The organism is Methylophaga sp. UBA3603 (genome assembly GCF_002375335.1).
GTDB lineage: Bacteria > Pseudomonadota > Gammaproteobacteria > Nitrosococcales > Methylophagaceae > Methylophaga.
Genome location: NZ_DFMC01000009.1, coordinates 116,531 through 141,202, shown reverse-complemented (window position 1 = coordinate 141,202; position 24,672 = coordinate 116,531). Strand labels below are relative to the sequence as shown.

The following is a 24,672-nucleotide window of genomic DNA, read 5'->3' as shown; positions in this document are numbered from 1 at the left end:
GGTTATACTTTTAGAGTGAGCTCAGAAAAGCTTAATGATACAGCAGCTTTAGATTATAAGTTTTTTGTCCAATGTGGCGGCTTTCCCATTAAGGCTCTGCCAAAATCAAGTAAACGTCTAGTTTGACGCTCACCTAATATTTTCCAAAGTACAAGCCGAATATATACACGGCTTAGCGCCATCAACCAAAATACACCAGGAATTAATAAGCCATTTTTAAGCTGCGCACGTCTCACCTCCCAGATGATCTTGAGTGAGTTAGTAATATCACTACTGACGCCCCCCTGCCGCATCATTGCTATTTCTAACGGGATAAAGACCGCATCGTGATCTTTTAAGTATCTGAGTAACAGCTCATAATCGCCCGCAATCCGAAATGATTCATCAAAAGTACCATATTTATTAAATAATTCTTTTCGATGAAAAACGCCTTGATGGGGAATAGTCATCAGTTGGCGATATTTTTTACCTACTTGCTCCCAAGGTAAACCATGAGAATATAAATATTCTGAATGTACTGAGATATAACTTACTATGCCATAAGCTACGAGTATTTTTTCAGGAACCACTGCTAATGTTGCCTCGAACTGAGCAAAAACCTCAGAATGAGTGAAGTAATCATCAGCGCCTAAAAAATAAATCCACTCGCCATTAATATGCGGCAATGCTTTATTCCAGGCATTGTAAATTCCTGTATCCGGTTCTGATATCCAGTAATCAATATGATGTTCATTTTCTTTGAGTATTTGAACAGTCTTATCAGTTGAGCTTCCGTCAATAATTATTAACTGTTTATTCTTGTAATTTTGGTTAACAAAGCTATTGATAGCCTGTAGAAGTGTAGTCTCTGCATTAAAGGTTGCGATTACAACTGTAAAACTATTCATTTTTTATAATTTTTTCGCAAGAACAACATTATCCAGGTATAAATCTTTATTCTTAGGTAGCAAAAAAGAAAGAAAAAGTCCTATTACATTAAAAAAAGAAAGCAAAAAAACCATAAAAGAAAGGTTAAAGTATTTATTTTTTGTTAATGTAACTTTATATAAGTAAACATTTATTAATTGAAAAAAAAGTGAAGCATCAGACAATGTTTTTTTAAAAGTTATGACTTCGAAACCGTATTTTTTTAGTAGAAAATTCAATCCATAAGAGGTATATCTTGCAAAGTCATATGGCTGCTCATGTTCATCCCAGATGAATGGTGCAGTTAAAATAATCTTTCCGCCAGGCTTGGTAACCCTGAAGATCTCCTGAAGAAACTGATCAGGATTAAACACATGCTCAAAAACCTGGTTACATATTATCGAATCAAAAGAATCGCTCGAAAATGGTAATGTCAAACCATCATAGAAATAGTCTGCTTTTTTATTGGTTCTATTTTCAACCGTATCTAACTCTACCCCAATATAACTTTCAACATTAAAAAGTTGCTCATATGGTTTATTACCACAGCCAATATCAAGTAACGACCCATCCAGATTTCCAGAGGCACTCTTTATAGCTTTATACAAAGATATCCTTGAAAAATAATATGGATTTATAAACAAACCCAAAATACTCGGGTTGAACTGTTCTTTTAAATATATTTTTTTTAACTTAGTAAGTATTATTTTTATCATTTTTTATGTCTTGATAAAGATTAAGATATTCGTTCGCAATTTTTTCTCTATTATATTTTTCTACGGCAATACATCTAGCAGACAATGCCATACCAGATGAATCCAAAGCATTAAGAACTCTAAGAATACCCTCTGCCAAGTCAACTGGTTCAAACGGTTTTGCAAGATAACCATTAACATTGTGTTCAATAATGTCAGGCATACCACCAATTTCAAATGCAACAACAGGAGTTGCACAAAGCATAGCCTCAATCACAGTATTTGATAGATTTTCCTGTTCAGAAGGCAACACTAAAACATCCACAGCAGAGTAAAGCAAAACTTGACTTATTTCGTCCTGCAGATGCTCTATGTAGTGAACCTCCATGCCAAAATCAAAAGTTTTCGCAGGTTTGTTTGCTCCCAAAATAATAAGTTCAATATCTGCTTTATCATGCTCATTCATATTTTTTAAAGCAGGCAATAAATGCTGATAGCCTTTTCTTTTATCATTAGTCGCATTAAATGCTGAAAATAACACCAGTTTTTTGTGCTGTGGAAAATTAAAGGCATTCCTTGCAGCAGGCTTATCTATTGGGTGATATTTTTCTATATCAAATGCATTCGCAATAATTTCTATACGCTTATTTTGAAATAGTGTACTTTTTTGGGCACAGTCAGCAAGCCATCTACTTGTTGCAACGATTGTTATATCAAGATCATTCCAAGCGGCTTGTTTTCGTTGTAGTACTTTGGCTGATAGATCATAATCTTTAGATGAACCTAAAAGCGGACATTTACCACAAGACTTTGTATAACGATTACAGTAGTTGTCATAATGACAGCCTCCAGTAAACGGCCACATATCATGGAGAGTCCATACCACGGGTTTATTTAACTTAGCCAAACTTTCAATTTTTATGAAACCTGCTGTAATCCAAAATAAATGCACAATATCCGGATCCAGTTCTTTAACTCGGCGAATTAATCTATCAGGAGTTATTGCAGGCGAAAAAAGCTGTCCTGTTCGAGCGGGGTATCTTTTTAAAGGTAATGAATCAAACTTTGAACTTAACTGTGAAACTAAAGTTGAAGCAGCACTCTTTGAAGCAATCACTGTTTCATCACTACTATATTTTCGCTGAACGAATAAATTTGATTCGACATTAACAGTCCGTAAAGCATGGTGAAGTCGATAGGTAGCTATTGCTGCACCACCATGCAGATCAAAACTATTAACCAAAAGAGACTTCATGGGGAATGTTTTCCTATGTGTCTCATAATTAGACTTTCCATGCAAAAATATTGAGCTGTAAGTCAAAATCGGTTGTAATTTTTTTAGCAACGAGTGGCTGTTGACTATCCATCAGACTATGTATGTCAAATCTAAAGCCATTATGAGTTAGAAGATCCAGCATGACTGCTAAACTTTGTGGCTTTCCAACAGAAGAATGATATTCAAGGAAAATATATTTAAATTTTGCAAGATGATTCTCCAAAGCCAGAAAAACTTGATCCTCAGCTCCTTCAATATCCATTTTTAGAAAATCGTAATGATGCTGTTCAAGATGTTCGCATATATCAACAGCTTCAATTTCAATCATTTTTTCAGTTGATGAATCAAAAACTCTCCCACCATCTGCACCTTCTGCATGAAACCTCAAAATACTATTTTGATTCCAAATTGCCTTATTAATTAATTCCACGTCGTTAAATCCATTGGTCAGAATATTGTGTTCTAAATATGAAAATATCTTCGGATCGGCTTCAAAGGCTGTAATTTTTGCCTGAGGAAATATGGTTTTAAAATATAAAACACTAAGGCCAATATTGGCTCCCAAATCAAGAATGGCTGGTTGATCATTTTCGAATTCAAACTGATAGATTTTACTAACAAATATTTCCTTATATGCAGATAAAAAAGATGCTGCATCAGGTATATTTACATGCCATTTTCGTACTTTACCACGACACTCAGTAAATCGCCTTAATCGTCCTAATTTCGTAGACTGAATACACCATTCACGATAATCAATGTCTGTTAATAATTTATAAATATGCTTAGCTGGTTCATAGAAAAATGCTTTTACTAACATTAAATATTTAGCCTTTTAACAGTATTTTTTGAGCTATTTTCAGAATCTTCCTAACAAAACGCCGATAAAAATGTGGTAATTTACTTTTATTAAAATTCTTTATTTTTTGAAGCGCCATTTGGTTCTCATCTAATTTCAGTTTAGCATTGATACTGAAATCCTCTTTTAAGTCCGAAATTTCATAAGAATTACTTGTTCCACAGTTAGTCCCTGAACCGTCCAAACCAATATTATTAGTAAAGGATTTGTTCGGGTGAAGGCATAATCCATTATTCAAAAAAACACTCGCATACCAACGTATTGCCCAAGAATTTAATTTTCCAGAAGCTTGCATCTGAAGCATTTCACTGTAATCATAAGTATTCTCAATATCAAAATCATATTTTTTCTTGGACAGATTGAGCCGGTCAAGCAGATTTGCTGCATCAGGTTCAAAATCCTCCCAGGCACGTTTCCATGTAGCCCACCCCCAACATGAAGGCACACGATAAAAAAATGTTTCGGGAATTTCTTCTGGTTTATCAATTCCAAACATATATCCTGAGATATGCATAACTTTCTCGTCATCTGCGTACAGGTTTAATGCATTATTCATAAAACGCAAAAAACCTTTAGATGTCACAATATCGTCTTCCAGAATAATAGCTTTTCCATCTGAATTACAGAGTTTTGTAACACCATCTACTATCGAATCAGCTAATCCTAAGTTGCAATTTCGATTAATAATTGTAACTGACTTGAAACCATTAATACTTGCAATGTACTCTCTCACTGCCTGAACTTGGACAGTCGCTTCTTGATGCTTTGCAGCATCAGAAAATATGTATAAATTGCTTTCATTAGCTAAATCATTTTTCTGTAGAGCTTCTATAGTTTTTTTTGTATGTTCGGGGCGATTGTAAACAAATAAAGCTATAGGCGCTGTCATCTTAAAAAATCTTTATGCATGAAAAACGTTGTATTTAATGTTTTAGCAAAATAAACATATCCATTTTGTTCAAGATAAGAAACAATTTCATTTTTATTATTGTTATCTGATGTATACAGAATTTCCAATAATAAAACTCTTGGTTTGTACTTAATTAAATTCAAGGAACGTAAGACTTCGTAATCAAGCCCTTCAACATCAATTGACATGAAATCAATTATTTTATTAATTGGTAAATAATCATCCAGAATGATTTCAAGACTTTTTGTTTTTAACTGAGTTTTAAATTGAATGTTATAACCATTTGGTTCAGAGTCGCGTTTCTCAGATAGTTTGACATCAAAGCCATTTAAAGCAGGATCATTAAACTGATAATAGGTCAGCGTTTTTTCTTTTTCTGAAATAGCTTGTTCAAGATTAATGTCTTTACGTCTGATCTTATTGAATAGCTTCATTGCTCCTGGCATTGCATCAATATTAATACCTGTCCAGCCCTGTTTATAAAATAAATAAGTATTTGAAAATCGGACAGGGTGATGTGCGCCTACATCAACATAAAAACCATCCGCTTTATACTCAAATATTCGGCGTAAAATCATATCCTCTCCTTCTTGAGAATAAGATTTTGTCGCATAACTACTCAGAATTTTTATACGAATATATTCTAACCATTGTTTTGGTAAGATTTTTTTAATCATACTTTTCATTCGGCAAGCTCTTTTAAAGCGCCAACAGAATAAACAGGCAATCTATTGGTTTTAGGTAGGCACTGGAAACCTCTTGAAAAGAAAAGCGATGTTGTCCATGTATAGTCATTGATCGGACCAAAACCATGCATATCTACTTGCAAAAGATTGTATGTTTCTCTCAAAAGTTTTGCAGTTGTTGGATGCCTGTCAGCATTGTCCAAAATAATTAATCCTTCACCTTTTATAATGTTTTTAAGATTTTTTGCACAAGCATGTCGGTACTGACCATCAATCACTACGACGTCGTATTTTTCAAAATTACCAGCTGAAATATATTTTTCCTCTGTTTCTGCAAAAATTATTTTTAAATTATTAGTTTGTCTTTGCTTAACGATTTCATACCATTCTTTGTTATGTTCAATTGAGGTAACACTTTTGGCTCTTTCAGCCCACCAAGTTGAGCTGGCTCCTGATCCAAACTCAAGTATGTCCAGGTCTTTGAAATCAAGGCTATTAAGATATTCGTAAGCAGGATAAGTGTACCAAGGTATTTCTTGGCCCTTTTTATCTAAACACTTGTCATATTTAATTGATCTTCTTTGGCCATACTTATCAGCCAAAATCCAAAAGTTTCTTAAACTTTTTTTGGCTTTACGGGGAATAATCTTTGCCAACACGGTTTTAAGCGGCATATAAACTCCTGAAAATTAATGCTCTTATTTTCATAACAAAAGCTTTTCTTGTCTTTTTTGCAAAAGCATCAAACCATAATGCCGCGAATGAATAACTGATTAGAGTAGCGATTAAACACCCCTTTATACCAAACGACGGGATTAGAACTAAATTTAATAAAACGTTTAAGAGTGCACCATAAAGTGTTCTATAAAAAATTAATTTACTTAGATTTTCAAGTAAAAACCATTTACTACTTGCAACACCTAATGAAACAAATAAACCTATCCAAATATGAACAGCTAGAACAAATCCAGATTCACTATAAGCATCTCCGAAAAGTGAAATAACAATCCAGTCAGCTGAAAATGTCACAATTAATGCTACAAAAACAGAGATATAAACCATTAAGTCATAGAGATTTTGCATTCTTTGCTGATATAACGATTCACTTTTTTCTTTAGAGCTAATAATCGCTGGATATACTGAAGCAACTATTGCTATTGGTACGAAGTACCACATTTCACTTATTTTCACTGCAGCTGAATAAATACCTACAGCCTCATTATTGAGCATTTGTCCAAGCATGACTTGATCTATTCTCATATAAACCATTACCGACAAGCCTGACAATATAAGAGGCCAACTCTCTCGAAGTAATGTTTTAGCCTGACAAAGCTGGGGTTGCCATATTTTGCTTGTTTTTGATTGAATCGAATATAAAATGATTAATGCAATTGCCAAAACCACTGTCTCTGCGAATATTGCCCATGCAAAACTGATGAGTGGTGCTTGTTGTAATATCAAAAGAATCTTGATTGCTGCAAACAGGACTAGAACAGCACTTTCAGCCCAAACAACAAACTTAGATTGCACTTGTGATTCATACCAATACTTAATCGTTTCTGAAAACTTAACGACCATACTCAGTCCAAGGATAATAGCTATTGCTCGTGCCAAAGCATCTTCTGGTTTTAAAAAATGGATAGCCAGCACGATTAAACTGAACGTTATTAACCCACCCAATATCTGCAATGAGATAGAAGTACTCAGTATCGATGAAGTTTTTTCGGGAAATTTTACTAAATCGCGCACAACAACACTGTTCAAACCAACGGTGGCAATAGCACCAAATAATGCTACAAATGCCATGGCAAAATTGAGTAACCCAAATTGTTCCGGCCCTAAATAACGTGCAAGCCAGATGGTAACGACAAACGCTAAGCCCATCCGCAAAACCCTATCGGCAAACAACCAACCAGTGTTTTGTAGGATTTTATTAAGTCCTGGCCTGTCAGTGATTTTTTTGAGCTGGGTTTGAAACTGATTTTTTAGTGAGGGCATTACAAACTTTAAGTCGCGTTCAAGCTAATATTTTTAATGTAATTCCAATCCAAAGCTATAATCAGGCTATGCATTTTTATAGGCCGTATAAACAGTTTCAATACCATTTTTTAAACTGGTCTGAGCTTTACTGCCCATTTTTTTTAGTCTTTCAATATCCATTAACTTTCGCATTGTTCCGTCTGGTTTAGTCTCATCAAATACGATTTGACCATTGTTTCCAACAACTTCTTGTATCATTTCTGCCAGTTGCTTGATTGTCAGATCGTCCCCAACGCCTACATTTACAACCGGTGGCAAGCCGTCATTACGGGACGCTCCCAATAATGGCTTATACTGCTTATCATCAAGATTCATTAAATGCACACAAGCATCTGCCATGTCTTCGCTATACATAAACTCCCGTTTTGGCTTACCTGTACCCCAAACAACAACTGCGGGAATTTGGCCTTTTTCACACGCTTTTAATACTACACTCCTGTATGGCTCAGGTAGTTTTCCATGTTTTTCTTCATCATCAAGGATTGATGCTCTATTTCCTTCTCCAGCCAATTTAGCCAAATGAAATTTACGGATAAGCGCCGGTAAAACATGTGAATTATTTAAATCATAATTATCGCCAGGCCCATAAAGATTGGTTGGCATGGCTGCAAGATATCGTGTGCCGTACTGGCGGTTATAGCTCCAACACATCTCAATGCCAGCGATTTTAGCCAATGCATAAGGACGGTTGGTTTCTTCAAGCGGGCCTGTTAATAAATATTCTTCTTTCAATGGCTGCGGTGCGTTTTTAGGATAAATGCAACTCGACCCCAAGAACAGTAAGCGTTTTACATTATTCAGGTACGCATGATGTATCACATTATTCTGAATGGCCAAGTTGTCTCGGATAAATTCAGCCGGATAAGTATTGTTAGCGTGGATACCGCCAACTTTTGCTGCTGCAAGAAACACATAGTCAGGATTTTCAGTCTTGAAGAATTCTGCTACTGCTTTTTCATCAGTCAAATCCAATTCAGTATGGGTTCTTTTGAGTATATTGCTATACCCCTTTTCCTCAAGATTTCGAACTAGTGCTGAACCAACTAAACCACGATGACCTGCAACATAGATTTTGTCTGATTTATTCATGGTAGTCATATACAGTAAAACCATGTTTTTTTACTAATTCATCACGTTCTGCAGATTTATAATCTTCACGCACCATTTCTGCTACGAGTTCTTCAAAACTGATTTTAGGTGTCCAGCCAAGTTTTTCTTTTGCTTTAGTCGGATCACCCAGTAACGTCTCAACTTCAGTTGGACGGAAATAGCGCGGGTCTACTTGAACAATGCATTTCCCATCTGCATCATAACCTTTTTCCTCAACACCTTTGCCTTCCCAGCTAATAGTAATATCCAGTTCTTTCGCTGCGGTATTGACGAAATCACGAACGCTGTATTGCACACCTGTTGCGATGACAAAGTCCTCTGGCTGTTCCTGCTGCAGCATTAACCACTGCATCTCAACATAATCCTTGGCATGTCCCCAGTCACGTAAAGCATCAAGGTTGCCTAGGTATAGGCAGTCTTGTAAGCCTAGTTTAATTCTGGCTAACGCACGGGTAATTTTTCGGGTGACAAATGTTTCACCTCGAATCGGTGATTCATGATTGAACAAAATACCATTGCAGGCATAAATGCCATACGCTTCACGATAATTCACCGTGATCCAATAACCATATAATTTGGCAACAGCATAAGGACTACGTGGATAAAATGGTGTTGTTTCTTTCTGTGGAGTTTCCTGTACCAAACCATAAAGCTCTGAAGTGGAAGCCTGATAAAATTTGGTTTTCTTTTCGAGCCCCAATATTCGAATCGCTTCCAGAATTCGCAGCGTGCCAATACCATCGGCATTCGCTGTGTATTCCGGTGTTTCAAAACTGACCGCAACATGACTCATTGCGGCCAGGTTATAAATTTCATCGGGCTGAACCTGCTGGATGATCCGAATCAGATTAGTTGAATCAGTCAAGTCACCATAGTGCAAAATGAAATTTTTATTATCAACATGCGGATCCTGATATAGATGATCAACACGATCGGTGTTGAATAAAGAGGCGCGACGTTTTATGCCATGCACTACATAGCCTTTTTCTAATAAAAGCTCCGCTAGATAAGCACCATCCTGACCAGTGATACCAGTTATTAATGCAACTTTTTCCATTTAAATCTCTGCTTATTTTTTTATGTGTTAACTAGGTTAATTTATTCAACAGTAACCGACTTCGCTAAATTACGTGGTTGATCGACATCTGTGCCTTTAATTAAAGCAACGTGGTAACTGAGCAATTGAAGGAGAATATTGTAAGTTATCGGGGCAGTAATACGGCCTACGTTCGTGGTCGCTTTAATAACCTTAAAACCCGACTCAGAACTGATATCCGAACGTTCATCTTCAAACACAATCATCTGACCACCGCGGGCTTTTACTTCATGAAGATTGGATTTGAGCTTTTCCAGCAGATCATCGAGCGGAGCAATAGCAATTACCGGCATATTTTCATCAATCAATGCCAATGGACCATGTTTAAGCTCACCGGCAGGATAAGCTTCTGCATGGATATAACTGATTTCTTTAAGTTTTAAAGCACCTTCCAACGCTATTGGATACATCGTGCCTCGACCCAAAAAGAGTGCATGCTGTTTATCTGCAAAAGCCTGAGCAATGTCCTGAATTTCCTGTTCATGCATCAGGGCATTCTGGATCAGATTAGGTAATTTCTGTAGGCCTTGCGTGATGTGTTTTTCACGTTCGCGGGTGATGCGTTTTTTGACTTTTCCAATACACGTTAACAATAAGGCTAACGCTACTAACTGAGTGGTAAAAGACTTGGTGGAAGCGACACCGATTTCCGGCCCGGCATGGGTGAGATAACATAGATCAGCTTCACGGGTCAGGCTGCTTTCAGCTACATTACAGATTGATAATGTTTGAATATTTTTTACCGCGAAGGCATCAAGACTAGCAGCAGCATAAGCTTTAATTTGCTGCAAAGCAGCCAATGTGTCGGCAGTTTCGCCCGACTGGCTGATGGTGACAAAAAGCGTATTATCTTCGATGACTGGATTTCGATAACGAAACTCACTGGCCACTTCAACTTGGCAAGGAAGACGAACAATATCTTCAGCCCAGTATTTTGCCACCATGCCCGCATGATAACTGGTACCGCAGGCAATAATATGCAGCCGTTCAATACTTTTGAAAATGGATTCGGCGCCAGGACCAAAAGTTGAAACCAGCACTTGATCCTGCGTTACTCGTCCCTCAAGAGTGTCAATTACAGCTTGTGGCTGTTCGAAGATCTCTTTGTGCATGTAGTGACGATGTTCGCCCAGCTCTACTGCCGTAATGTTTAAAGAGGATTGTTTAATCGGACGCTCTACTTTCTCACCGGTTACAGAGCTGTAAATTTCAATGCTCTCGCGTGTCAGTTTAGCAACATCGCCATCTTCCAGAAAAATGAAGTTCTGGGTAACGGGTAGTAAGGCAGATACATCGGAAGCAATAAAATGTTCACCGATACCAATTCCGATTACTAATGGACTGCCTTTGCGGGCGGCTATCAGCGTATTCGGCTCGTCGGTGGCGATGACTCCAAGTGCATAAGCACCTTCAAAATCATGAATGGCTTCCACCACGGCATCGAGAAGTGAAAGATTGGTGCGGCTGGCAGCTGGAGAAGCATCACCGTATAAATATTGATATATGGAATGGGCGACCACTTCTGTATCGGTTTCAGAGGTAAAGCGATATCCCTGGTGCGTCTGTTGCTGTTTTAAAACCTGATAGTTTTCAATGATGCCATTGTGAACAACAGCAACACGGTGATTGCATATATGGGGATGGGCATTATTTTCGGAGGGTATTCCATGTGTGGCCCAACGCGTGTGGGCAATGCCCATTTGACCGGAAAAGCTGCTGTTTTCGCCATCGATTTTGGCTTCAAGCTGCTTAATTTTACCAAGCGAACGAACACGGTGAATATTGGCTTCAGCGTCCATAAGCGCAACACCGGAAGAGTCGTAGCCTCGATACTCCAGCCTGCGTAGACCTTCCATCAAGATTGGCGCTACATTTCGCTCAGCAATACCACCGACTATTCCACACACTGATTGCTGTCCTCCAAATAAGCAAACAAGGATTATACATCAGCAACCTTATAAATAATGCCCTTCTATCATCAATAAAACGTATTAACTGTTGAGTGTTTCAGGCAAAAGGGATTAATCCTGGCCAAATAAATCGCGGGTATAAATCTTTTCTTTTACATCCTGAATATCATCAGTAATGCGATTGGCAATAATAAGAGAAGATTGTTGTTTGAATGCTGCCAAGTCATTGACTACTTTTGAACGGAAAAACTCGGCTTCTTCCAACACCGGTTCATAAACGATAACTTCTATACCCTTGGCCTTAATACGTTTCATAATGCCTTGTATAGCTGAAGCTCTAAAGTTATCTGATCCCTGTTTCATGACCAGTCGATAAATGCCCACAACTAGAGGATTTTTCTTAATAATCTGTTCGGCAATAAAGTCTTTGCGGGTGGTATTGGCATCGACAATAGCCCGAATCAAGCTATTGGGCACAGTGTCATAATTGGCCAACAGTTGTCTGGTATCTTTTGGCAGGCAGTACCCACCATAACCAAACGAAGGATTATTGTAGTGATCTCCAATGCGAGGATCCAAACCAACACCTTCAATGATTTGCCGGCTGTTCAGGTTATGTGTTTCAGCATAACTGTCGAGTTCATTAAAATACGCGACCCGCATCGCCAGATAGGTATTGGAAAACAACTTGATCGCTTCGGCTTCGGTAGGATCAGTAAATAACACGGGCACATCTTTCTTAACTGCGCCTTGCAACAGCAAATCAGCAAACAAACGTGCACGATCACTCTGTTCCCCTACGACAATGCGTGAAGGATAAAGATTGTCGTACAACGCTTTACCTTCGCGTAAAAACTCAGGCGAAAAGAAAATTTTATCTGTGCTAAATTTGGCTCGAACAGTTTGAGTATAACCCACCGGAATAGTTGATTTTATTACCATAACAGCTGATGGATTTATCGCCAGCACATCCTGAATAACCGCTTCAACTGAATTGGTATTAAAGGTATTCGTTACCATATCGTAATCGGTTGGCGTAGCAATAATGACAAAATCAGCTTTTTCATAAGCTTTTTGCTTATCCGTTGTGGCATTCAGATTGAGCGGTTTATTGGCCAGAAAATCTTCGATTTCTTTATCGACAATGGGTGATTTTTTAGAGTTAATCAGATCAACTTTTTCAGGGACGATGTCCAGAGCAGTCACATGATGATGCTGGGCCAGCAACACGGCAAGTGATAAGCCAACATAACCTGTTCCAGCAACTGCAATATTGAGTGTTTTTTCCATAATACGTCTCTTAAAAGTTATAAAACTCGTGGATATTACTGATTGATAACCGCTTTATTGCTCAGCCAGTCCTCAATCCCGCATTGGGGCATAAATCCATCTACATATTTGCTGAGCAGTACCCGGACCTGCTCATAATCTGCAACGCTGACAGCATGCTGTAAATCAGTCAGAATTAACTGTAAATCCTGCCAGGCAATCACCCGCTCTTCGGCTCGCATAATTTTCTGGTGTGCCGTTTGGCTGACATTTTCACCAATTAGCAGCTCTTCAAATAACTTTTCGCCAGGACGCAGGCCAGTAAAGGTAATTTCAATATCACCGTTGGGATTTTCAGAATTCTTAACCGTAAAGCCACTGAGATGAATCATTCGTTTTGCCAGATCAACAATTTTTACTGCTGAACCCATATCCAACACAAACACATCACCTCCCTGCCCCATTGCACCAGCTTGTATTACCAGTTCGGCAGCTTCGGGAATGGTCATAAAATAGCGAATGATTTGCGAATCCGTAACCGTAACAGGGCCACCCTTGGCTATCTGTTCACGAAATAATGGCACAACTGAACCGGATGAACCCAGTACATTACCAAATCTTACCATTGTAAATCGGGTAATAGAGGTTTCTGCCAAAGCCTGCAAAACCAGCTCAGCCATCCGTTTGCTGGCTCCCATGGTATTAGTAGGTCTGACAGCTTTGTCCGTAGAAATCAACACAAATGTTTCAACGTTTGCCGCAATGGCGGCCTGGGCACAATGTAATGTACCGAAAACATTGTTACGGATTCCTTCACCCACATTTTTTTCAACCATTGGCACATGTTTATACGCTGCGGCATGGTAAATAGTTTGTACCGCAAAATGCTGACAGATTGATGTCAAACGAATCCGATCAACAACCGAGCCCAGTAAAGCAATTACTTCTACTCCGCTCTCCAAATTACAGAGCTCCTGTTCGATTTGATATAACGCAAATTCACTGATTTCGAACAATAACAATCGGCTGGGTTTGAGTTTGATGATTTGCCGTGTTAACTCGGAGCCAATCGAACCACCGGCACCGGTGACCATGACGCATTTACCGGTGATATTCGCTGTTAATAATTGCGGATCAGGGGCAACGGCTTCTCTACCCAGTAAATCTGCAATATCCACTTCCTGAATATCTGAAACTTCCAATTTACCTTCGGCGATATCGGTAAGATCTGGCAAGGTACGGATATGTACGGGTAATTCCTCTAGAGAACGCAAAATTTCACTTCGCCGACTTCTGGAAGCTGATGGCATGGCCAATAGCACATCACGTACATGAAATTTATCAATCAGTTTCACCAGATCACGAGGACGATAGACATTCAGCCCGTTAATTTGCTGGCGATAAAGCGTCGGGTCATCATCAATAAACGCTACTGGCCGCAATTGACGACCCATTTTTAATAAGGCTGATAGTTGGGCGCCTGCTCGTCCGGCCCCATATATTAAAACGGGAGGAATATATCGTTTGTTATCCAACTCTGCCAATGGACTGCGGGTTGTGGTGATAAACAACCAGCGTGCATATAAACGCAGTCCACCTACTGCCAAAAATAGTAATAGCGCATTGATAATATAAATTGTTCTGGGTACTAAGCCGGCATATGGTCCAGATAATACGACAACGGTGGCAAAAATGACGGTAAACAGTCCAATGGCCTTAAAAATTGTCCACAGGGCATCAAGCCCAATATAGCGAACAATAGCCCGGTATAACCCCAATTTAATAAAAATCGGTATCGCGATAAACGGCGCGAGAAAAAATAACCATAATTGGGTAACTGGCGGTTGGTACAGCGTACTAAGTCGCAGCGAAAATGCCAGCCATAACACCAGCATCACCACGATGTAATCAATGAAAATACTCAATATGCGTTTAGTGGTTCGCGGACGGCTTAAAAACCACTGCATTAGTTTATTATACGTGGTTTGTATCACGAACCTTTCCCTCGATTTTTCCTACTTTGGCAAATCTGTACTGAGTATTTATGACTGTAAAACCCATTGTAAACTTACCTGCCAATCGGGTAACTGCAGACCAAAATGGCGTTTTAATTTTGTATTATCCATACAGGAATTTAATGGTCGCTTGGCTGGTGTCGGATATTCTGCCGTAGTTATGCCTGTTACTTTTGGAACACGCCGACCATCAGCTTCAGCTATCTGAAAGATAGCCTCGGCAAATCCTTTCCAACTGGTTTGACCTGCTGCGCTTAAATGATAAACACCACTATTTTGCTTCCAAAATGCATCATCATTATGTGCCTGAGCCAATGCTTGAGCAGTGACATCAGCAATATGTCTACTCCACGTTGGAGTACCAATCTGATCATCTACAATATTCAATTGCTCACGTTCTTCAGCCAGTCTTAACATTGTATTCAAAAAGTTATGACCTCGCCGATCATATACCCAGCTGGTTCTGAAAATCAGATGATCACATCCACTGGCAAGAATTGCCTGCTCCCCTTCCAGTTTTGTCAGACCATAATGGCTTAATGGACCGGTAGCATCGGTCTCTACCCAGGGAGAAGTCTTACTGCCATCAAAAACATAATCAGTTGAAAAATGCACCATGGGAATCGATAAATTGTTGGCTTCTTCAGCCATCACAGCCGGGGCAATAGCATTAATTTTTTGGGCTAATTTAGTTTCCTGTTCGGCTTTATCTACTGCAGTATAGGCCGCAGCATTTACAATCAGATCCGGCTGAATAGCATGAATCGTCTCTCGAATTGCGGTTATATCCGCCAAATCCAGTGATTGTCTTGTCGTAGTGTGTAATTCGCCCAGGCAGGCAAGACTACGCTGTAATTGAAATCCAACCTGTCCCTGTCCGCCAATCAGTAATATTTTCACTTAAAAGGTCTCAGCCAGTTTAAACGGGGTACCTTGTTGATCTTTAGCTGATAAAACCGGTGTTATGTCCTCTAACGGCCAGTCAATTGCCAGATCGGCATCATCCCATGCTACCGTTCTTTCATATTCAGGTGCGTAATAATCGGTTGTTTTATAAAGAAAATCGGCACTGTCGCTTAACACCAGAAAACCATGGGCAAACCCGGCGGGCACCCAGAACTGTTCCTGACCCTCAGCAGTTAAAACCGCTCCGGTCCATTGACCATATGTCGGTGAATCACGACGCATATCAACGGCCACATCAAACACTTTTCCTGCTGTTACCCGAACCAATTTTCCTTGTGGTTGCTTGATTTGATAATGCAAACCGCGTAACACGCCTTTCGCTGAACGCGAGTGATTATCCTGCACAAAATCAATATCCAAACCGAGTAAATCCTGAAAGGTTTTCTTGTTATAACTTTCCAGAAAAAAACCGCGTTCATCACCAAACTTTTTGGGCGTCAGTAATTTAACGTCAGGAATATTGGTCTCGGTGACTAACATTAGTAAATTGTCTCATTAATGATATTTAACAAATATTTACCATAACCACTTTTCAATAATGGCTGGGCCAATTGTTCAAGTTGTTCAGCATCAATATATCCCATGCGAAAGGCAATCTCTTCAGGACACATCACTTTTAACCCCTGGCGTTGTTCAAGGGTTTGAATGAACATTGAAGCATCCAATAGGGAATCATGAGTTCCGGTATCCAGCCAGGCCATACCACGGCCCATTACCTGTACGTTAAGCTTGCCGTTATCCAGATAAGCCTGATTCACATCAGTAATCTCAAGTTCACCACGAGCGGAAGGTTTGAGATTGCGGGCAATCTCAACGACCTGATTATCATAAAAGTATAAACCTGTGATGGCATAGCGCGATTTAGGTTTAGTCGGTTTTTCTTCGATACTTAATGCTTTACCGTTTTCGTCAAACGCTACGACGCCATAACGTTCAGGGTCACTCACCGGGTAGGCAAAAACGGTCGCACCTTCTTTATTGTTATCAGCATCTCGCATCATATCGGCCAAATCATGACCGTAATAGACATTATCACCCAGTACTAAAGCGCAATCATCATCTCCGATAAAATCAGCGCCAAGAGTAAAAGCCTGGGCTATACCTTCCGGTTTATCCTGAACAATATACTGTAGATTCAAACCCCACTTACTGCCATCTCCGAGTAACTGTTCAAGGCGTGGCGTGTCTTGAGGGGTGGAAATAATACAGATGTCCCGCATACCAGCCAGCATCATGGTGGCCAGCGGATAATAAATCATCGGTTTGTCATACACCGGCAGCAGTTGTTTACAGATGGATTGGGTTACTGGATATAACCGTGTGCCGCTTCCCCCTGCCAGTACGATTCCCTTACGACTCATTTATTATCTCCCAGTCCAAGTCTTTGTTGCTGATAACTACCATCCATCACGTTTTCACACCATTGGCGATTATCCAGATACCACTGCACTGTTTTACGTAACCCCGTGGCAAATGTTTCCTGAGGTTTCCAGCCCAGTTCCCGTTCAATTTTGCTGGCATCAATGGCATAACGCGCATCATGACCAGGACGATCCGTAACAAATTCGATTAAATTTTTATGTGGCCGATGGGGTGAATCAGGCAATAGTTCATCCAGAATCTGACAAATCAGTTGTACCACTTCCAGATTGGTATGTTCATTAAAACCTCCGACATTATAGCTTTCGCATAACTTGCCTTCCGCCAGCACCAGTCTTAAGGCTCTTGCATGATCATCGACATATAACCAATCACGGATATTTTCGCCTTTACCGTAAATAGGCAATGGTTTACCAGCAAGTGCATTGTTAATTACTACTGGAATCAATTTTTCGGGGAACTGATACGGCCCATAGTTATTGGAACAGTTAGTCATTAATACTGGTAAACCATATGTATGGTGCCAGGCACGAACCAAATGGTCACTGCCAGCTTTGGTGGCGGAGTATGGTGAATTGGGTTGGTAAGGAGTTGTTTCAGTAAACAGACCCGTTTCGCCTAATGTGCCATAGACTTCGTCTGTTGAAATATGATGAAAGCGGAACTTTCCGGCATCATCAGCGGATAATGATTTCCAGTATTTTCTGGCCGCCTCAAGCAAAATATATGTACCAACCACATTGGTTTGCACAAAATCTGCGGGGCCATCTATCGAACGATCAACATGCGATTCGGCAGCAAGATGCATCATGGCACTGGGTTTATATTGGGTGAATATTCTATCCATTGCCTCAGCATCACAGATATCAGCTTGTTCAAAATAATAGTTTGGCGAAGCATCAATCTCGGTTAGTGATTCGAGATTGCCAGCATAGGTCAGTTTATCGATGTTAATAACGGTGAAGTCGGTTTCGGTAATTAATTGACGAATCAATGCAGAGCCGATAAAACCGGCACCGCCAGTTACGAGCAGGGTATTTTTATTCACGTTGCTGAGTTCACTTTTCAATTTGAGAAATTCAGATATGCCGTCCTTGGTCACGTGAAAGTTAGCACCGACAAGGGCTAAAAATCAACTTGAAAGTTTGTCGCAGATTTTGAAATAGAGAGAGATGGTACGCCCGGCAGGACTCGAACCTGCTACCCTCGGCTTAGAAGGCCGATGCTCTATCCAGATGAGCTACGGGCGCATTAATAACTAAGTGAGGATAATTAAGCAGTCAATAAAGTGGTCGGGGCAGAGAGATTCGAACTCCCGACCCTCTGGTCCCAAACCAGATGCGCTACCAGACTGCGCTATGCCCCGACTTATCCAAGGACAGACATCCTCGAAGAAGGCGAAATAATACGCTGATGCCGATAGCGAGTCAACAGCACATTTATATTTTTTGCCGTGGCTAACGCAACGTGCGATCATAGCCGCTTTTGAAAGGCCGGAACCCACAGAATGACTGCTCAAATCATCGACGGAAAAACAATTGCTGCCGAGCTAAAACAGAAAATCAAAGCAGCAACCCAAATGCGTCTCGCTACCGGAAAACGCCGGCCTGGACTTGCTGTAGTCCTGATTGGCGACAATCCGGCGTCCCAAGTCTATGTGGGTAGCAAGCGTCGTAGTTGTGAAGAGGTGGGCTTCAAGTCCGAATCATTTGATTTACCTGAAACCACTACAGAACAAGAACTGCTAGACCTGATTACACAGCTGAATGAAGACGATGAGATTGATGGCATTCTGGTGCAACTGCCTTTGCCAGCACATTTCAATACTGATGTCATTATTGAACATATTGCACCGCACAAAGATGTGGATGGTTTTCATCCTTATAACATCGGTCGCTTGGCTCAACGTAATCCACTTTTACGTCCATGCACACCGAAAGGTGTGATTACCATGATGCAATCTGTTGGAATTGATCTTAGAGGTAAAGAAGCAGTAGTCGTTGGGGCTTCCAATATAGTGGGTCGTCCAATGGGACTTGAACTGTTACTGGCTGGATGCACGACTACCGTTTGTCATCGTATGACAAAAGATTTGGAATCCCATGTTCGTCGTGCAGAAGTGTTGGTTGTCGCGGTAGGCAAACCCAACTTTATTCCGGGTGACTGGATCCGCGAAGATGCCGTAGTGATTGATGTGGGTATTAACCGACTGGAAAACGGGAAGTTAACAGGCGACGTTGAGTTTGATAAAGCCAGCGAAAAAGCAGCCTGGATTACACCTGTTCCGGGTGGTGTCGGTCCTATGACTGTGGCTACATTGCTCGAAAACACATTATTTGCTGCCGATCAGTTACATCAATAACAGCTGAGGCCAGTCCTGATGCCCCTCCAACACTGGAGGGGCAAACTGTAAAACCCAATCTAACCATTCCATTGCCAATCACGGATCTCCGGTAAATCCTGTCCATGCTCCCGAATATAGTCATCATGTTCTGCGAGCTTCTGTTGAATAAATAACTCGATTTCTGACACTTTATCATCGGGCAGCTCTGTTAAATGTTTGACGGCATTTTCCAGTAGGTGAAAACGATCCAGACCATTAATAACTGCCATATCAAATGGCGTGGTGGTGGTCCCCTCCTCTTTGAAGCCATGGACATGCAGATTTTTATGATTGGTGCGGCGATAAGTTAACCGGTGAATCAGCATTGGATAACCATGGTAGGCAAAAATAACCGGTTTATCTTTAGTAAATAATGCATCAAATTCATCTTCTTCAAGACCATGAGGATGTTCACTGGGTGATTGTAATTTCATCAGATCCACCACATTAATCACCCTGACTTTCAGCTCCGGTAAAAACATATTCAGTAATTTTACTGCAGCCAGTGTTTCCATCGTCGGTACATCACCACAACAAGCCATCACCAGATCCGGTTCGTTGCCATTATCATTACTGGCCCATTGCCAGACACCTACACCAGCGGTGCAATGTTTTACTGCCGACTCCATATCCAGCCATTGTGGAGAAGATTGTTTACCGGCCACAACCACGTTTACATAGTTACGACTGCGCAGGCAGTGATCAGTAACGGATAACAGTGTATTGGCATCAGGCGGCAAATACACTCGTACCACTTCGGCTTTTTTATTCACTACATGATCAATAAAGCCGGGATCCTGATGCGAAAAGCCATTGTGATCCTGACGCCATACATGTGATGACAATAGATAGTTTAATGAGGCAACAGGTTTACGCCAGGGGATCTGATTACAGATTTTCAGCCATTTGGCATGCTGATTGAACATCGAGTCGATGATATGAATAAACGCTTCATAACAGGAGAAAAAACCATGTCGACCTGTTAATAAATAACCTTCCAGCCAGCCCTGACACTGATGCTCACTGAGCATTTCCATCACTCTGCCATCTTTGGACAGTTTGTCATCACCCGGAATCATTTCACCCATCCAGGTTCTGCCAGTGACATCAAGCACATCCTGCCAACGATTGGAGTTATTTTCATCAGGACTGAACAAACGGAAGTTCTTGGCATCAAGATTCTGTTGCATCACATCGCGCAGAAATTTACCCATTACCCGGGTAGCTTCGCCTTTCGTGCCTCCGGGCTTTTTGACTTCTACGGCATAGTCACGAAAATCCGGTAAAGTTAGATCCTGCAGCAGCTGACCACCATTTGCATGTGGATTTGCGCCCATCCGTCGATCACCCTCAGGCGCCAAGGCTGCCAGTTCCGCTTTGAGCTTGCCGCCATCATCAAATAGCTCTTCCGGCTTATAGCTTTTCAGCCATTTATTAAGGATTTCGACATGTCCTTCCTTATCCATATCGCCCATGGGCACCTGATGAGATCGGAATGTGCCTTCAGTTTTTTTGCCATCGACTTCTTCTGGACCTGTCCAACCTTTTGGCGAACGTAAAATAATCATTGGCCAGCGGGGACGCAGATGTACACCATGTTCACGCGCATCATTCTGGATATGACGGATTTGTTCCATGGCTTTATCCAATGTTGCCGCCATCAGTTGATGCATCTGCTTTGGATCATCGCCTTCGACAAAGTAGGGCGTATAACCATAACCATAAAACAAGGCTTCCAGCTCATCATTGGGGATACGTGCCAGTACTGTCGGACTGGCAATTTTGTAACCATTGAGATGCAATATCGGTAATACCGCACCATCATGCTGTGGATTCAAAAATTTATTGGAATGCCAGCTAGTGGCTAACGCACCCGTTTCCGCTTCACCATCACCAACCACACAGGCGACAACCAAATCTGGGTTATCAAATGCCGCACCATAAGCATGGGATAAGGCATAACCCAATTCTCCACCTTCATGAATTGAGCCCGGGGTTTCCGGAGCAACATGACTGGGTACGCCACCGGGAAAGGAAAATTGTTTGAACAAACGTTTTAAGCCGGCTTCATCCTCGGATATGTCCGGATAGGTTTCACTATAAGTACCTTCAAGATAGGTATTAGCAACCAACGCCGGTCCACCATGACCTGGCCCAGCAATGTAGATCATATTAAGATCACGTTTTTTGATAACCCGGTTTAAATGCACATATATAAAGTTGAGTCCGGGTGTGGTGCCCCAATGTCCCAACAGCCGTGGTTTGATGTGTTTTGCCTGAAGAGGTTGTTTTAACAATGGGTTGTCATACAGATATATTTGTCCCACTGACAAATAATTTGCGGCGCGCCAGTAGGCATGCATTTTATCCAGTAAGTCCTGATCCAGTGGTTGTAATGTATTTGATGGTTCAAATGTCATTTTGCTTTTCCCCTTAATGATTCAGGTTCAATAGATCGCACATCGATTGCGCAATCATTAATTCCTCGTTGGTCGGGATGACCCAGACAGTAACTCTGCTTTGTGATGTTGAAATGCGCAGAGCATTTTGCTGATTTAATTCGTTATCCAGTTCAATGCCGATAAATGCCAGTTGCTGACAAATCTGTGTTCTGATTTCCGCTACGTTTTCACCAATCCCGCCGGAAAATACCAAAGTATCCAAACCTCCTAACGCCGCAGCATAAGCACCAATCTGTTTACTGGCCTGATAGCAAAACAAGTTTATGGCATCTTCGGCATTTGGGTCAGTCGACCGTTGTTCCAATAGCTGCTTCATATCACTGGTAGTGGTTGAAATCCCCAGCAAACCAGATTGCTGATTAATCATTGTTTCAAACTGTTCAGCATTCATGCTTTCACTTCGGTTAAGAACACCAAATAAACCCGGATCAAGATCACCACTGCGAGTCCCCATTACCAGGCCCGCTGCTGGCGTCATCGCCATTGTGGTATCAATAGATTGCCCATTTGTGACAGCTGTCATGCTGGCACCATTGCCCAGATGCGCCAAAATTATCCTGTCGTGATTCGCTTTTTTAGCATTTTGCTGTTGTAACACCTGCATTAAATATCGGTATGACAGGCCATGAAATCCGTATCGATAAATACCTTTTTCATAATACTGACGGGGAATGGGGAGTAATTTGGCAACTGTTGGCAGATTCTGATGAAATTCAGTATCAAAACAAACCATTTGTTTTAACTGTGGGAAATGCTGGTCAAATGCTTCAATTAATTGAATCTCACCCGGTAAATGCTGTGGATCAAGAGGGGTTATTGCCGACAAATGCTTGAGTAATTGCTTGGTAACCCATTGGGGATTTTTATACTGATGCCCACCGTGAACAATACGATGCCCGATAGCTTTAACTGAGCTGATATCAATATTTTTATAAACCCAATCTATCAACACCTCAACAGCCTGCTGATAATTGTCAGCCTTGATATCTACAGTGGACTCTTCTGCCTGAATCGAGTTTGTGACGCACAACTTGGCGACAGGCAATCCCAGCCCTGTGAGCTTGCCGAATAAAATGGGAGTAAGCGATTCGGTTACGTTATACAACGTAAATTTGATACTGGATGAACCGCCGTTGATAGTCAGTAAATACGTTTTATCTTTGGGCATAATCGATCCATTAATTTAAATTCGATCATGCCCACACTAAAACGCTTTGTATAGCCGGGAAGAAGATTACTGAAGCTATTGTTGATTTAGATCAGGAGAAAACTGCCATAAATTAAATTGTCTTAACCACCATTAGCAGGCAGCTGAGACAAATATTAAATTTTCCGCCAACTGGTTTTGCCTGCTGAATCTTCCAGCACAATTCCCATCGCCGTCAGCTCATCACGAACTTGATCTGCGCGGCCCCAATCTTTTGCCGCACGAGCTGCATTTCTGTCAGCAATCAACTGTTCGATTTTACCGGTTTCATCTTGTTGGCCACCGGTCAGGAAGGCCTCTGCAGATTGCTGGAATAATCCAAGCACATCGCCAAATGCTAATAATAACCCAGCCAGATAAGCTGATTTTTTCTCATCATTTTCTTCACGGGCTATGTTTAACGCCTGACGCACATCTGCCAGAACAGATAATGCCAGCGCCGTATTAAAGTCATCATCCATCGCTTCACGAAAACGTGGGGCAAACTCTAAATCATCCTGCCAGTTAACGGTTTCAGCTGTGACATCGCGCAAAGAATGATAAAACCTGGTTAAGGCTGTTTTAGCCTGCTCCAGCTGATCTTCTGCATAATTCAAAGGACTACGGTAATGACTCATTAAGATGAAATAACGTACTGCTTCTGCTGGATATTTCGCCAATACCTCACGCACAGTAAAGAAATTACCCAAGGATTTGGACATCTTTTCATCATCAATCCGGACAAAGCCATTGTGCATCCAGTAGTTCACACTCTGGCAACCATGTGCGCCTTCAGATTGAGCGATTTCATTTTCATGATGTGGAAACTGCAGATCCTGTCCACCGCCATGAATATCAAAATGATGACCCAGGCATTCAGCTGACATAGCTGAACATTCAATATGCCAGCCCGGACGACCCGGCCCCCATGGCGAATCCCATGCTGGTTCTTCAGGTTTTGCAGCTTTCCATAAAACAAAATCCAGTGGATCGGTTTTGGCTTCATTTACAGCGATTCGTTCGCCCGCGCGTAAATCATCTATCTGTCGACCAGACAGTTTGCCGTAATCAGCAAATTCACTGACATCATAATAGACATCGCCGTTATCAGCGGCATAGGCCAGGCCTTTATCGATCAAAGTCTGAATCATATTGAGCATAGGCTGCATAGCTTCGGTGGCACGAGGCTCAAGATCTGGTCTTAGTACACCTAAAGCATCTGCATCAGCATGCATTTCATTGATATAGCGATCGGTCAACGTCTGAATTGTTTCGCCGTTTTCCGCTGCCCGTTTAATGATCTTGTCATCTATATCGGTGATATTACGGATGTAGGTCACGTCATAGCCACTGGCCCGCAGGTAACGCGTCACTACATCAAACACCACCATCACCCGCGCATGACCGACATGACAGAGATCGTAAACCGTCATGCCGCAGACATACATTTTAACTTTGCCTGGCTCTATCGGTTTAAAGACTTCTTTCTGCTTGGATAAAGTATTGTGAAGTTTTAACATTTT

The 24,672-nt window shown here is 41.0% G+C and carries 21 protein-coding genes and 2 tRNA genes; 1 reads left to right on the top strand and 22 read right to left on the bottom strand.

The genetic code is table 11. The features are described from left to right. Window positions 1-53: 53 nt before the first annotated feature. The 19 genes from B4F66_RS07885 to B4F66_RS07795 all read right to left on the bottom strand — a co-directional run bounded on the left by B4F66_RS07885 (window position 54) and on the right by B4F66_RS07795 (window position 18,484). Entirely contained in the window at window positions 54-887 is an 834-nt protein-coding gene (locus tag B4F66_RS07885) for a glycosyltransferase family 2 protein (RefSeq protein WP_292357962.1), read from the bottom strand. A gap of 3 nt (window positions 888-890) precedes the next feature. After that, window positions 891-1,622, bottom strand: a complete 732-nt coding sequence (locus B4F66_RS07880; protein ID WP_292357961.1) for a class I SAM-dependent methyltransferase — start codon at window positions 1,620-1,622, stop codon at window positions 891-893. After that, window positions 1,600-2,856, bottom strand: coding sequence for a glycosyltransferase family 4 protein (locus B4F66_RS07875; protein ID WP_292357959.1), 1,257 nt, complete (start codon window positions 2,854-2,856; stop codon window positions 1,600-1,602). Before B4F66_RS07875 ends, B4F66_RS07880 begins: the two co-directional genes overlap by 23 nt. A 28-nt stretch (window positions 2,857-2,884) precedes the next feature. Further along, window positions 2,885-3,697, bottom strand: coding sequence for an FkbM family methyltransferase (locus B4F66_RS07870; protein WP_292357958.1), 813 nt, complete (start codon window positions 3,695-3,697; stop codon window positions 2,885-2,887). 7 nt (window positions 3,698-3,704) lie between these two features. After that, on the bottom strand, window positions 3,705-4,625 hold the full coding sequence (locus B4F66_RS07865; protein WP_292357956.1) for a glycosyltransferase family protein: 921 nt from the start codon (window positions 4,623-4,625) through the stop codon (window positions 3,705-3,707). After that, a complete protein-coding gene (locus B4F66_RS07860; RefSeq protein ID WP_292357954.1) occupies window positions 4,622-5,332 on the bottom strand; it encodes an FkbM family methyltransferase in 711 nt (236 codons plus the stop codon). Before B4F66_RS07860 ends, B4F66_RS07865 begins: the two co-directional genes overlap by 4 nt. Continuing rightward, window positions 5,329-6,006: an O-methyltransferase gene (locus B4F66_RS07855; RefSeq protein WP_273182563.1), complete on the bottom strand. Its 678-nt coding sequence runs from the start codon at window positions 6,004-6,006 to the stop codon at window positions 5,329-5,331. The genes B4F66_RS07860 and B4F66_RS07855 overlap by 4 nt, the downstream gene beginning before the upstream one ends. Then, window positions 5,996-7,330 carry a flippase gene (locus tag B4F66_RS07850; RefSeq protein ID WP_292357950.1) on the bottom strand — a complete coding sequence of 445 codons (1,335 nt, stop codon included), beginning with the start codon at window positions 7,328-7,330 and terminating at the stop codon, window positions 5,996-5,998. Before B4F66_RS07850 ends, B4F66_RS07855 begins: the two co-directional genes overlap by 11 nt. A gap of 66 nt (window positions 7,331-7,396) precedes the next feature. Then, window positions 7,397-8,461 carry a GDP-L-fucose synthase family protein gene (locus B4F66_RS07845; protein ID WP_292358137.1) on the bottom strand — a complete coding sequence of 355 codons (1,065 nt, stop codon included), beginning with the start codon at window positions 8,459-8,461 and terminating at the stop codon, window positions 7,397-7,399. Continuing rightward, the gene (gene gmd, locus B4F66_RS07840; RefSeq protein ID WP_292357949.1) at window positions 8,454-9,539 is read right to left on the bottom strand and encodes a GDP-mannose 4,6-dehydratase; all 1,086 of its coding nucleotides are present in this window, start codon (window positions 9,537-9,539) and stop codon (window positions 8,454-8,456) included. Before gmd ends, B4F66_RS07845 begins: the two co-directional genes overlap by 8 nt. Window positions 9,540-9,580: 41 nt before the next feature. Beyond that, the gene (gene glmS, locus B4F66_RS07835; RefSeq protein WP_292357947.1) at window positions 9,581-11,485 is read right to left on the bottom strand and encodes a glutamine--fructose-6-phosphate transaminase (isomerizing); all 1,905 of its coding nucleotides are present in this window, start codon (window positions 11,483-11,485) and stop codon (window positions 9,581-9,583) included. A 114-nt stretch (window positions 11,486-11,599) separates the two neighbouring features. Further along, complete coding sequence (locus B4F66_RS07830; RefSeq protein ID WP_292357946.1) at window positions 11,600-12,778, bottom strand: nucleotide sugar dehydrogenase; 1,179 nt, start codon at window positions 12,776-12,778, stop codon at window positions 11,600-11,602. Between the two features lie 35 nt (window positions 12,779-12,813). Continuing rightward, entirely contained in the window at window positions 12,814-14,751 is a 1,938-nt protein-coding gene (locus B4F66_RS07825; RefSeq protein WP_292357943.1) for a polysaccharide biosynthesis protein, read from the bottom strand. 48 nt (window positions 14,752-14,799) lie between these two features. Next, entirely contained in the window at window positions 14,800-15,672 is an 873-nt protein-coding gene (rfbD, locus tag B4F66_RS07820; protein WP_292357941.1) for a dTDP-4-dehydrorhamnose reductase, read from the bottom strand. Further along, a complete protein-coding gene (gene rfbC, locus B4F66_RS07815) occupies window positions 15,673-16,218 on the bottom strand; it encodes a dTDP-4-dehydrorhamnose 3,5-epimerase (RefSeq protein ID WP_292357940.1) in 546 nt (181 codons plus the stop codon). Further along, window positions 16,218-17,099, bottom strand: a complete 882-nt coding sequence (rfbA, locus tag B4F66_RS07810; protein ID WP_292357939.1) for a glucose-1-phosphate thymidylyltransferase RfbA — start codon at window positions 17,097-17,099, stop codon at window positions 16,218-16,220. Before rfbA ends, rfbC begins: the two co-directional genes overlap by 1 nt. Continuing rightward, entirely contained in the window at window positions 17,096-18,166 is a 1,071-nt protein-coding gene (gene rfbB, locus B4F66_RS07805) for a dTDP-glucose 4,6-dehydratase (RefSeq protein WP_292357936.1), read from the bottom strand. The genes rfbA and rfbB overlap by 4 nt, the downstream gene beginning before the upstream one ends. Before the next feature lie 125 nt (window positions 18,167-18,291). Then, a tRNA-Arg gene (locus B4F66_RS07800) sits at window positions 18,292-18,368 on the bottom strand. Between the two features lie 39 nt (window positions 18,369-18,407). After that, a tRNA-Pro gene (locus B4F66_RS07795) sits at window positions 18,408-18,484 on the bottom strand. 141 nt (window positions 18,485-18,625) lie between these two features. Between B4F66_RS07795 and folD the strand changes: the two genes are divergently transcribed. Then, complete coding sequence (folD, locus tag B4F66_RS07790; RefSeq protein WP_292357934.1) at window positions 18,626-19,480, top strand: bifunctional methylenetetrahydrofolate dehydrogenase/methenyltetrahydrofolate cyclohydrolase FolD; 855 nt, start codon at window positions 18,626-18,628, stop codon at window positions 19,478-19,480. Between the two features lie 59 nt (window positions 19,481-19,539). Here the strand turns inward: folD and B4F66_RS07785 are convergent, their stop codons facing one another. The 3 genes from B4F66_RS07785 to cysS form a co-directional block, all read right to left on the bottom strand. After that, window positions 19,540-21,921, bottom strand: a complete 2,382-nt coding sequence (locus tag B4F66_RS07785; RefSeq protein WP_292357932.1) for a phosphoketolase family protein — start codon at window positions 21,919-21,921, stop codon at window positions 19,540-19,542. A gap of 13 nt (window positions 21,922-21,934) precedes the next feature. Then, a complete protein-coding gene (locus B4F66_RS07780) occupies window positions 21,935-23,131 on the bottom strand; it encodes an acetate/propionate family kinase (protein WP_292357931.1) in 1,197 nt (398 codons plus the stop codon). A 155-nt stretch (window positions 23,132-23,286) separates the two neighbouring features. Continuing rightward, a complete protein-coding gene (gene cysS / locus B4F66_RS07775) occupies window positions 23,287-24,669 on the bottom strand; it encodes a cysteine--tRNA ligase (protein WP_292357929.1) in 1,383 nt (460 codons plus the stop codon). Window positions 24,670-24,672 lie beyond the last annotated feature (3 nt).